Annotated in this window: 11 protein-coding genes; 4 read left to right on the forward strand and 7 right to left on the reverse strand. The window is 72.9% G+C overall.

What is annotated here, in order from left to right; translation table 11 throughout:
* Positions 1–113 precede the first annotated feature (113 nt).
* Entirely contained in the window at positions 114–1,196 is a 1,083-nt protein-coding gene (locus IE313_RS16125) for an agarase (protein WP_189932637.1), read from the reverse strand.
* Between the two features lie 403 nt (positions 1,197–1,599).
* Here IE313_RS16125 and IE313_RS16130 point away from each other — a divergent pair, with 403 nt between their 5' ends.
* From IE313_RS16130 to IE313_RS16140, 3 genes are all read left to right on the forward strand, one after another.
* The gene (locus IE313_RS16130) at positions 1,600–2,277 is read left to right on the forward strand and encodes a haloacid dehalogenase type II (RefSeq protein ID WP_189932643.1); all 678 of its coding nucleotides are present in this window, start codon (positions 1,600–1,602) and stop codon (positions 2,275–2,277) included.
* Between the two features lie 188 nt (positions 2,278–2,465).
* Positions 2,466–3,518: a non-homologous end joining protein Ku gene (gene ku, locus IE313_RS16135; protein WP_189932650.1), complete on the forward strand. Its 1,053-nt coding sequence runs from the start codon at positions 2,466–2,468 to the stop codon at positions 3,516–3,518.
* A gap of 178 nt (positions 3,519–3,696) precedes the next feature.
* Positions 3,697–4,407, forward strand: a complete 711-nt coding sequence (locus IE313_RS16140; protein WP_189932652.1) for a restriction endonuclease — start codon at positions 3,697–3,699, stop codon at positions 4,405–4,407.
* A gap of 27 nt (positions 4,408–4,434) precedes the next feature.
* Here the strand turns inward: IE313_RS16140 and IE313_RS16145 are convergent, their stop codons facing one another.
* Complete coding sequence (locus IE313_RS16145) at positions 4,435–5,460, reverse strand: LacI family DNA-binding transcriptional regulator (RefSeq protein WP_189932654.1); 1,026 nt, start codon at positions 5,458–5,460, stop codon at positions 4,435–4,437.
* A 124-nt stretch (positions 5,461–5,584) separates the two neighbouring features.
* Here IE313_RS16145 and IE313_RS16150 point away from each other — a divergent pair, with 124 nt between their 5' ends.
* Positions 5,585–5,905, forward strand: coding sequence for an L-rhamnose mutarotase (locus tag IE313_RS16150; RefSeq protein WP_189932716.1), 321 nt, complete (start codon positions 5,585–5,587; stop codon positions 5,903–5,905).
* An 82-nt stretch (positions 5,906–5,987) separates the two neighbouring features.
* Here IE313_RS16150 and IE313_RS16155 read toward each other — a convergent pair whose 3' ends face one another.
* The 5 genes from IE313_RS16155 to IE313_RS16175 all read right to left on the reverse strand — a co-directional run.
* Entirely contained in the window at positions 5,988–6,686 is a 699-nt protein-coding gene (locus IE313_RS16155) for a DUF624 domain-containing protein (protein WP_189932656.1), read from the reverse strand.
* Positions 6,683–7,579, reverse strand: coding sequence for a carbohydrate ABC transporter permease (locus IE313_RS16160; protein WP_189932657.1), 897 nt, complete (start codon positions 7,577–7,579; stop codon positions 6,683–6,685). Before IE313_RS16160 ends, IE313_RS16155 begins: the two co-directional genes overlap by 4 nt.
* Positions 7,576–8,547, reverse strand: a complete 972-nt coding sequence (locus tag IE313_RS16165; protein WP_189932659.1) for a carbohydrate ABC transporter permease — start codon at positions 8,545–8,547, stop codon at positions 7,576–7,578. Before IE313_RS16165 ends, IE313_RS16160 begins: the two co-directional genes overlap by 4 nt.
* A gap of 35 nt (positions 8,548–8,582) precedes the next feature.
* The gene (locus IE313_RS16170; protein ID WP_189932661.1) at positions 8,583–9,890 is read right to left on the reverse strand and encodes an ABC transporter substrate-binding protein; all 1,308 of its coding nucleotides are present in this window, start codon (positions 9,888–9,890) and stop codon (positions 8,583–8,585) included.
* A 19-nt stretch (positions 9,891–9,909) separates the two neighbouring features.
* Positions 9,910–10,856 (reverse strand): polysaccharide lyase family protein (locus tag IE313_RS16175; protein ID WP_268256710.1); only part of this gene is annotated, 947 nt, incomplete at its 5' end.

Genomic DNA, 10,856 nt, shown 5'->3' on the forward strand with positions numbered 1-10,856 from the left:
ATCGGACGCAAGCTCCCCTGCGAGGACGGCCGCGCCGTCCGGTACCCGCTCCGTCCGGCACCGCCGCGCCGAACCCCTCCGCCGGGCACCGCTCCGCTCCGCCCGGCACGCTGTCACCGCTCCCCCGCCCCGGAGATGTGCGCAAGCCCGAGCAGCCGGTGGTTCGCCTCGGTCACCGCGTCGGTGAGATCGCGGTACGGCTCGTCCCACGGGTCCTTCAGCCCGAAGCCCCGGTGCGGGTTCTCCAGCCAACTGCACCAGTGCCAGCCCAGGCACCAGGGCCGCGCGGCGAACGCCTCGGCGGACTCGACGTACCCCGCGCCCCGCTCCCGCTGGTCACGGGCCGAGCCGGTGCGACCGGGGTTCATGGTGGTGGGACACCAGTTGCCGGTGTCGGCGATGAGGACGGGCCGGGTGGTGCGCTCGTGCCAGCGCCCGATCCGTTCCAGGGCGTCCTCCAGCGCTCCGGGGCCGGGGCCAGGGAACGTCTGGACCGACAGGACGTCCACATACGGTGCCGCGGCGTCGAGCACCGCGTCCGGCACGCCCGTGCGGGTGCCGTAGCGGTCGCCGAGGATCAGGTGGTGCGGGTCGTGGCGGCGGATCGCCTCGGTCGCCACGCGGTAGTACGCCTCGGCGATCGCCGCGAGTTCACCGGCCGGATGGCCGGAGCCGGTCGGGTGCCGGTCCCAGCAGGGCACGTCGACGAGGAAGTAGCCGAGCAGGTTGGGGTCGTCCGGACGGCACACCGTCCTGGCCAGGTGGTCGCACCACTGGGCGAAGGCCGGTGTGCGCGGGTCGCGGTAGGCGGGGAAGGCGTTCCAGTGCTCGATCTCCGCGATCCGCAGCGACAGCGTGTACGGCACGCCCGCCCCGGCCAGCTCCTCGGCCGGCAGGCCGTCCGAATGGCCCAGGTCCACGACGCCGCCCTGCGTGGCGAGGCCCGCGCCGCTGACGTACTCGGACGTCCAGCCCAGCGTGTTGAACCCCCAGGAGGTCATCTCCGGCACCAGCCCCTCCCGTACCCAGCGCCGGCGCGAGCCTCCGTAGCGGTTCCGGTGGATGCCGATGTTGTGCGGATAGCGCAGGTTGGTGTCGTCCGCGTGCACGACGCCGATGGACAGGAACGGGTCGCCGTCGGGCGCCCTCAGCCGCCATCGGTCCTTGCGTTCGACGGTGAAGACGGGGCTCGTCACGGCGGGTGACTCCTTCCGGTTGGGCGGGGCGCCCGGTCCGGCCGCCGTTTCCTCGCCGGGCCCGGACCCGGCGCGAGGGGGCACCGGATCCAGGGCCGGCCACCGTGAGGACGCATCACCCCATACGCGCCGCGGACGGCGCCCTTCTTACCTGCCGTCCGGCCCGCGGCCGGCACCGCCTGCGAAGCCGCAGCCCGGGCCCCCGGGACCCGGCACCCGGCACCCGGCACCCGTGGACGACGGCACGGGACCACGGCAGCGGGCCGACGGCACGGGACGGCACGGCGCGGGACGGGAACGGCACGGGACGGCATCCGGCGGGCCGGGTAAGAACCACCAACCGTCCCCCGCTCAAGCAGCAAGGACGGCCATCCGGCCCCCGCCGAGCAGACAGGGCACTTCCATGGCACACGTGATCGCCTTCGACGTCAACGAGACGCTGCTGGACCTCAGCACACTGGACGAGCCGTTCCGGCAGGCGTTCGGCTCCGCGGCCTTCCGCGGCCAGTGGTTCGCCTCGATGCTGCAGCTCTCCTTCGTCGGCGGCCTGACAGGCTCCTACGTGGACTTCACCACGGCCCAGCGGGCCGCCCTGCACATGCTCGCGCAGCGCGAGGGGACCACCCTCACCGAGGGCTTCGTCGAGGGCGTCGTGGAACGGATGAGTGCCCTGCGGCCGCACCCGGAGGTGCCCGAAGCCCTGCGCAGGCTGGCCGGCACGGGGCTGGCGGTCGTGGCGCTGACCAACTCGGTGCAGCGTGTGGCCGAGGCGCAGTTGGCGAACGCCGGCATCCGCGGCCTCTTCGCCCGGGTGGTCTCGGCGGACGGCGTCCGGCGCCTGAAGCCCGCCCCCGAGCCGTATCTGGGCGTGGCCCGGTCCTTCGGCGTGCCGCCCGCGGACGTCCGGCTGGTCGCGGCGCACTCCTGGGACGTCACCGGCGCCCTGCACGCGGGATGCCGCGCCGCGTTCGTCGCCCGGCCCGGCCAGGTGCTCAGCCCCATCGGTCCGCAGCCCGACATCGTGGGTCCCGACGTCGCGGCGGTCGTCGACCGCATCATCGACACCGACCTGGGGGTGTGACCCGCGGTGCGCCCGCCCCCGCCGGGGGGGGCGGGCGCACCGGCGGCCGGACGCCGCGGCGACCACATGCGCACCCCGCACCGGGGTACCCGCCCCGATGTACGGGTTCCCGCCCGGGCCGGCCGACCGGAGGCCGGGACGTGACCGGGCGGAAGCACCGGGCAAGAGCGTGAGGAGGTGGCCAGGCGATGGCACGCCCTGTGTGGAGCGGTGCCCTGACCTTCGGTCTCGTGTCCCTGCCCGTCGGTCTCTACTCGGCCACGGACAGCCACACCATCCGCTTCCACCAGTTGCAGCGCGGCACGTCGGACCGGGTGCGCAACCGGCGGGTCAACGAGCGCACCGGCGAGGAGGTGCCCCTCGACGACGTCGTCAAGGGGTTCGACGCCGGCGACGAGTACGTGGTCCTGGAGCCCGAGGAGCTCGACGACATCGCACCCGGCCGCTCCAGGGCACTGGACGTCAGCGGCTTCGTCGACCTGGCGGACATCGATCCGGTCTACTTCGACAGGACGTACTACCTCGGCCCGGGCGGCGAGGGCTACGCGAAGGTGTACGCGCTGCTGGTGAGGGCGCTGGCGCGGGCCGGCAAGGCGGCCGTCGCGACGTTCGTGATGCGCAGCCGCGAGTACCTGGTGGCGGTGCAGGCGGAGGGCGACGTCCTGACCCTGCACACCCTGCACTGGGCCGACGAGGTACGCGATCCGAAGCGGGTGATGGACGTCCCGTCGCGGCGCACCCAGGTCTCCGACCGCGAGCTGAGGACGGCCGAGCAGCTCATCGAGAGCCTCACCACCGACTGGGACCCCGGTGGGTTCCGGGACACCTACCAGGAGCGGGTGGCCCGGCTTGTGGAGGCCAAGCAGAAGGGCGAGACGGTCGAGAAGGCCGAGTCCCCTGCCGATCCCACCAACGTGGTCAACCTGATGGACGCCCTGCGGGCGAGCGTCGACCGCGCGAAGGACACGGGCCGCGGCGGCGGCCGTGGGTCCGCCCGCCGCGGTGGTGGCGGCAGTGGCGGCCGCGGCACGGGAGGCCGCACGGCGGGGGCCGGTGGCGGCCGGGAGCGCGGCAAGGCGGCCGGGAAGGGCGCCTCCTCCCGCGCCCGGCTGGCGGACCTGACCAAGGACCAGCTCTACCGGCGGGCCTCCGATGCCGGGGTGCACGGCCGTTCCGGTATGAACCGCGAGGAGCTCATCAGGGCCCTGAGCAGCAACGACGGCCGCCGGGCCGCCTCCTGAACGGGCGGCGGCGAGCACGGCCGCCGGCCCGTCCCGTCCTGAGCGGCGAGCACGGCCGCCGGCCCGGCCCGTCCTGAGCATTGGCCAATAGCCCGTCTTCCGCCGCGTCCCCCCGGTGACCACACTCTCAGGGACCGGCCGTGGCACAAGGTGCCGCACGTGGGGATCGGGGGGATCTGTGGCGAGCAGACGAGGACGCCGTTCGGCCGCGCGACGGCGGCGGTACGCGGCGCGTGCGAGGACCGCGCTGGGCGGCGGCGCCTGCGCGCTGGTGCTGCTGGCCGCGTTCTGGTCGCGGATCTGGCCGTACGTCGTGGGCGCCGCCGTGCTCGGCGCCGCCTCGGGTGCCCTGTGGTGGCTGTGGCGCACGGACCGGCTGGCCCGCGACCGGGACCGGCGGTGGCGGGAGCAGGACCGTGTCCTCGTGGGCCGCCGCTCGCTGGCCGAGGTCGACGCGATGAGCTGGCAGGACTTCGAGCGGTACGTGGCGGGCCTGTGCCTGCGCGACGGCTGTACGGATGTGCAGGTCAGCGGAAGGTCGGGCGATCTGGGCGCGGACGTGCTCGGCAGACTGCCCGACGGGCGGCGGCTGGTCGTCCAGTGCAAGCACTACGCCCCGCACCGCACCGTGCCCAGCGGCGACATGCAGAAGTTCGTCGGCACCGCCTGGCTGCACCACAGGGCCGACGTGGCCGTCTTCGCCGCCACGTGCACCTTCACCAGGGCGGCCCTGGCCCTCGCCGTCCAGCAGGGCGTCCTCGCCCTGCACCGCGACCTCCTGGGCCAGTGGAACACCGGCACCCCGCTCCAGGACCTGCTGCACCTGAACGGCACCGGCCAGGGCGACCGGAGCCGCGGCAGACGCCGGAAGAACCCCTACGGCACCTGACGGACGGCCCGGCTTCGCAAGGCGCGGTCACAGCACCGACTCCCACGTCGACGCACGTACCACCAGTTCCGGCTGGAGGACCACCGACCGGTGCCGGTGGGCCGAGGCGGTGGGGGCCGTTTCCTCGGCGAGGAGGCGGGCCGCGGTGCGTCCGAGGAGTTCCGCGGGCTGGCGCACCGAGGTCAGGGGAGTGGCGGCGGCCGCGGCGAACTCGATGTCGTCGTACCCGACGATGGCCACCTCCCGCGGCACCGCCACGCCCGCCGAGTACATCGCCTGCAACACGCCGAGAGCCAGCAGGTCGTTGGCGCAGAAGACGGCCGCGGGCGGTCTGGGCAGGCCCAGCAGCCGGGCTCCGGCGTCGAGTCCGGACGCCACGTCGAGCCGTTCGGTCCGCAGGTGCTCCAGCGCGCCGGCCCCGAGCCCCGCCTCCCGTACCGCCGCCAGTGCCCCGGCGTGCCGGTCGCGGCACTGCTGCAGGTGCATGGGGCCGCTGACATAGGTCACCGAGCGGTGGCCGAGGGCCAGCAGGTGGCGCACGGCCAGCAGGCCGCCTACAACGTTGTCCACCGACACCGAGCACCCGTCGTCCAGGCCCGGCAGCACCCGGTCGACCAGCACGAACGGGATCCGGTGCCGCCGGAAGTCGCGAAGGGCCCGTCCGGTGCCGTCGGCGGGGCTGACCAGCACGCCGCGCACCCGCTGTGCGCCGAACAGGGAGAGGTACTCCGCCTCTTCGACGGCGCTCTGCGCGCTGTTGCACAGCATCACGCCGAGCCCCGCCCGCCGTGCCTCCCGCTCAGCGCCGCGGGCCACGGTCACGAAGAAGGGGTTGGCGATGTCCGGCACGAGCATGGCGATGATCCGGCTGCTGCCGGCACGCAGTTGGCGTGCGCTCTCGCTGCGTACGTAGCCGAGCCGGTCGATGGCGGCGAGGACCCGGGCCCTGGTGGCCGCGGTGACCGTGTCCGGGCGGTTGAGGACGTTGGACACGGTGCCGATCGAGACGCCCGCCTCGCGTGCCACGTCCTTGATCCCCACGGTGTGTGCCACCCGACTGCTCCGTGTGGTCTCGACGGACTGGAGTCTTCCTATGCTGTTCGGCGGTGCCGGCCTGCGGACGCCAGTTCCGACGTCCGACCGCGCACCGTCCGAACCGATGTCCAAGGGGGACGATGTGGAACGCGTGTGCTTCCTGCTGCGGGTGCGCAAGGAGCGGATCGAGGAGTACCGGCGTCGGCACACCGAGGTGTGGCCCGGGATGCTCGACGCGCTGCGGGACGCGGGCTGGCGCAACTACTCGCTCTTCCTGCACGACGACGGCCTGCTCGTCGGCTACCTGGAGACGGACGACTTCGCCGCGGCGGAGCGCGCCATGGCGGCGGCCGACGTCAACACCCGCTGGCAGCGGGAGATGGCCCCCTTCTTCAAGGCGCCGGACGGCAGCACCGCCGACGACGCGAGGGTGCTGCTGACCGAGGTGTTCCACCTGGACTGACGGGCTGCCCGGGGCACCACCGCCCCGGCCGCCGGCTGTCCGGGCGACGCCCGCGCACGGGAAACCGCCGGCGGCCGGGGCGTCACTCCGCGCCGGCTCCCGCGCTCCCCCGTGCCGCTACCACCGACACCGCGTACGCCAGCGGCCCCGCCATGAAACCGGCGAACGCCGGGATCACCGCGATGAGCGCGGCGACGCACGCGCAGGCGGCCACCACCAGGACGAGGGTGGCGGGCGCGGACCGCACCCGCCGGCCCGCCGTCCGCAGCGCGTCGCCCCACGACCGCGGCGCAGACCCCGGTCCCGCGGCCCGGCAGGCCACCGTGAACAGGGCGAACGCCACCGCGCCCGCCCCGAGCAGCGCCAGGGCCGCGGCCTCCACCGGATAGCCCGGCAGGCGCGACGCCAGCACCACCCGCACCTCGACGAGGGCCACGGCCGCCACCGCAAGCACCGCGCACTGCACCGCGAACCCGGGCAGCAGATCGCGCCTGACGGTACGCGCGAACGTGCGCAGCAGGGCGGGCTCCCGCTGCCGGTGCCAGCCGGCGGTGATCTCGGCCGCGGCGCACCAGGCGGCCCCCGCGGTGACCAGGGGCAGCGAGAAGAGGACGACCAGCACGCCGACGGCCATCGTCTCGGCCGCCAGGCGCACCTGCTCGGCCCACTCGGGGCCCAGCACAGCCGTCCCCTCCCGCCTGCGGCGGTCCCCCGCCGCGGCCACCTGCCCGCGCTCCGCCGACGGCGCCCGGGTGCCGCGCGCCGCACCCGCGCCGCTCATCCCTTCAGTCCGCTCGACGTGGCCCCGTCCACCAGGAGCCGCTGGAAGGCCAGGAAGAAGAGGAACACCGGCAGCAGCGCCAGGATCGACATCGCCATCATCGGTCCGTACGACGTCATGCCCGTCTGGTCGACGAAGAGGGAGAGACCGATCGGCACGGTGAACTTGTCGGTGTTGTTGAAGTACACGAGTTGGGTGAAGAAGTCGTTCCACGTCCAGATGAACGCGAAGATCGCGCTGGTGATCAGGGCCGGCCGGGTGAGCGGCAGCAGCACCCACAGGAAGGTGCGGTAGGGCCCGCAGCCGTCGACCCGGGCCGCGTCGTCGATCTCCTTGGGGATGCCCCGCATGAACTGCACCATGAGGAAGATGAAGAACGCCTCGGTGGCGAGGAACTTGGGCACCACCACCGGCAGATCGGTGTTGATCCAGCCGAACGTCTTGAAGATGGCGTACTGCGGAACGATCAGGACGTGGTACGGCAGCAGGATCGTGACGACCATGACGGCGAACAGCGCGGAGCGGCCCGGGAACGAGAGCCTGGCGAAGGCGTAAGCCGCGAGCGAGCAGGACAGCAGCGTGCCTGCCACCGCCAGCACGGAGATGACCAGCGAGTTCATGAAGAAGTGCCCGAAGGTCACGCCCGGGTTGGCGTCCCAGCCGGCCGAGAAGTTCTTCAGGGTTCCGTGCAGCGGCCAGGGCCGGTTGGACGTGACGATCTCCGTGGCGGGCTTGAACGAGGTGCCGATCATCCAGATGACCGGGTACACCACGACGAGCACGACGACGATCACCGACAGGTGCCACAGGAGCGAGCGGCCGCGCCCCCGCCCCCCGTGGCGTCCAAAGAGCGCCGGCGGCCCCCCGCGCAGCGCCTGGTCGGACTCGCTCATCGGCTTCCTCCGTCCGTGTAGAAGACCCAGGCACGCGAGGCGCGGAACATCAGCGCGGTGAGGACCGCGACCGTCGCGAGCAGTGTCCAGGCCATGGCCGAGGCGTATCCGAACCGGAAGTCCGTGAAGCCCCGCTGGTACAGGTACAGCGTGTAGAAGAGCGTCGAGTCGGCCGGTCCCCCGCTGCCGTTGCTGATGACGAACGCCGGGGTGAACGCCTGGAAGGAGTTGATGGTCTCCAGCAGGACGTTGAAGAAGAGGACCGGGGACAGCAGCGGCAGGGTGACGTGCCTGAACCGCCCCCACGTGCCCGCCCCGTCGACGGACACGGCGTCGTACAGCTCGGACGGGATCTGTTTGAGCCCGGCGAGGAAGATCACCATGGGGGCGCCGAACTGCCAGCAGGCGAGCAGGATGATCGCCGGCAGCGACCAGGTGGTGCTGTTGATGAAGTCGGTCCTCGGCAGGCCGAGCGAGCCGAGCCCGTTGCTGACCGCCCCGCCCTGGCCGAACATCGAGCGCCACACCAGCGCGACCGCGACGCTGGTGCCCAGCAGCGACGGCAGGTAGAACAGCGAGCGGTACAGGCCCACGCCGCGCCGCCTGCGGTTGAGCAGCACGGCGACGGCGAGGGCGAGGGCGAGCTTCACGGGTGTCACGACCACCACGTAGATCAGGGTGACCTTCACCGCGTGGTAGAACCGCGGGTCGTGGGCGAACATCTCCCGGAAGTTCGCGAGGCCGACCCAGTGCGGCGGTTGCAGCAGGTTGTAGTCGGTGAACGAGAGGTAGAGCGAGTACACCAGCGGACCGACGGTGAAGATCGCGAGCCCGGCGAACCAGGGCAGCAGGAACACGTAGCCGGCGGTGCGATCGGCGAGGCCCTTGATCGGTGTGGTGCGGTGGTGCGTTCTCTTCGGTGCCGCGGATGTCGGCACCGGTGGGTCGAGCCTGGCCGTGGAGCTCACCGGCTTCCTCCTTGTCCGGCCTCGGGGGCGGGCGGTTACTTGGCGAGCGCCTGCTGGGCCTGCGCCATGAAGTCCTTGGCGCCGGCGGCAACGCTCTGCTGGCCGAAGCTGATGCCGCCGTAGATGCGCTGCATCAGCGTGATGAGCTGGCCGTCGCCCTTCGGCGGGGCGGTGGGCGTGGGGCTCAGGCGCGCCGCGTTCGCCGCCTCGTAGTCCGAGACCACCTTGTCGTCCCCGGTGGCCGAGGCGGTCTGGCTCTTACGGACGCCGAGGTTGGGGAAGAGGCCGCGGCTGGTGCCGAGCGCGCCCGCCGCCTTGGGGTCGTTGACGAGGAAGCTCAGCAGCTCGGCCGCCTCCTTGGGGTGCTTGGAGCCCGCGTAGACGGACAGCAGCATGGACGGCTTCGCGTACATGCCGGTCTTCCCGCCCACGGTCGGCAGGGGCACCAGCACCAGGTGGTCCTTGTTGGCGGCGGCGTGGCTGGCGTAGATGCTGTCGTAGTCCCACTCCGCGGCGGCGGTGTTCTTCGCCAGCGGGTCCTCGGCGGGGCCGTTGGCGAGGGTGGCGGTCTGGTTCGCCGGGGTGGCGGCGCCGGACTTGCGCAGGCCTGCGCAGAAGTTCCAGAAGCCCTCCAGGTCGGCCTGGGTGAAGCCGAGCCTGCCGTCCTTGGTGTAGAGGTCCTTGCCGCGCTGGTACAGCCAGGACTGGAACGCCGCCCAGGTGGTGCCGGGGTCGCTGAGGCCGGCGACCTCGCCCTTCGACCTGTCGTGCACGGCCTTGCCGAACGTGGCCACGTCGTCCCACGTCCAGCCGGCCTCGGGCACCGGGACGCCCAGCGACTTCAGCTCGGTCTCGTCGACGACGAAGCTCTGCGTCGTCTGCCCGAAGGGCAGCGCGACCTGCTTGTCGCCGTCCTTGCCGCTGCTCGCGAACGCCGGGTCGAGCCCGGAGAAGTCGACCTTGGCGGCACCCGAGGAGAGGTCGAGCAGGGTGTTGCTGCGGGCGTACTGGCTCTGGTTGCCCCAGTCGATCTGTATGAGGTCCGGTGCCCCGCCGCCGGCGATCTGCGTGGCGAGCTTCTGGTTGTACGGGCCGAACTGCGCGTACTGGGTGCCGACCTCGATGGTCGGGTGGGCCTTCTCGAACAGCTTGATGGCGGCCTCGGTGGACTTGGCCCGTGAGGCGTCCCCCCACCAGGAGAAGCTGAGGTGGACCTTGCCGTCGCCCGATCCTCCCGATTCCCCGCCGCAGGCGGTGAGGGTCAGCGAGGCGGCCACGGCGGTGGCGGCGATGACGGCGGTGGCCAGCTTGGACCGGCGCGTTGGTGCGACCCGGATTCTCATGGCACGTACTCCTTGGGTGTCAGTTCTTCGTGGTCCAGGGCCAGGTGGCGGTCCGGGCCGACGTGGTGGTTCGTGTCCGTCCGCCGTCCGCGCTCACCGCCAGGACGACCGCGCGCGGATCGACGGTGGTGCCCTCGGGCAGGGCGGCGGTGACGCGGAAGGTGGTGGCCGCGCCGGGCGCCAGCGAGGCCGCCACCGGCACGGGGAAGAGCGCCGGGTCCCGGCCCGTGACCGCGAGCGGTTCGCCGCCGCCCCAGCGCGTCTGCCGCCGGGCGCCGGTCAGCCGCAGGTCGTGGGCGGTGCCCCGGCCCCCGTTGCTGACCCGCACCGTCCAGGTGGCCGCCTCGCGCGTCCCGGACAGGCCCACCACATCGGCCTTCAGCTTCGCCGCCGGCACCGCGCCCGGGGTCGTGGCGGTCCCGGGATCCACTTCGAGCAGCAGCGTGTCCCAGCCCATGCCGTCCCCGGCCGGGATGGTCGCACCGCGGCTGAGGGTGAGGGTGTTGGCGCCCTCCTTCAGCATGGACGCCGGAAAGCTGAGCGTGCCCAGGCGCCGGCGGCCGCTGCGGTCGGCCTGGCGGCCGATGGTGCCGCCGAGGCCGTTGCCGTCGTGGCCGTCGTCGTCGGGCAGGCTGCCCGTGATGCCGTCGGTGGCGCCGTTCACGGCCACGGTGGGGGTGCTGCCCCCCTGCATCGAGGAGGAGACGGTGAGCACGGCGGTCCCGGCCGGTACCCGGTCGAGGGTGAAGCGCACGGTCCAGGTGCCCGGGTTGGTCTGGGCGTAGTACCAGTCGGCGGGCTCCCAGCTCTCGCCCACGGTGAACGTCAGGTCCCCCGGGATCCGGGACGGCTTGTCGTAGTCGCGGGGGTGCTCCCGTTCGACGGGGTGGGTGGCCAGCGCGTACTCGCCGCCGGTGCGGTCGGAGCGGCCGATCTGCCACAGGAAGGTGCCGTGTCCGGCCGGTG

Source organism: Streptomyces sulfonofaciens (assembly GCF_014656295.1).
Taxonomy (GTDB): Bacteria; Actinomycetota; Actinomycetes; order Streptomycetales; family Streptomycetaceae; genus Streptomyces; species Streptomyces sulfonofaciens.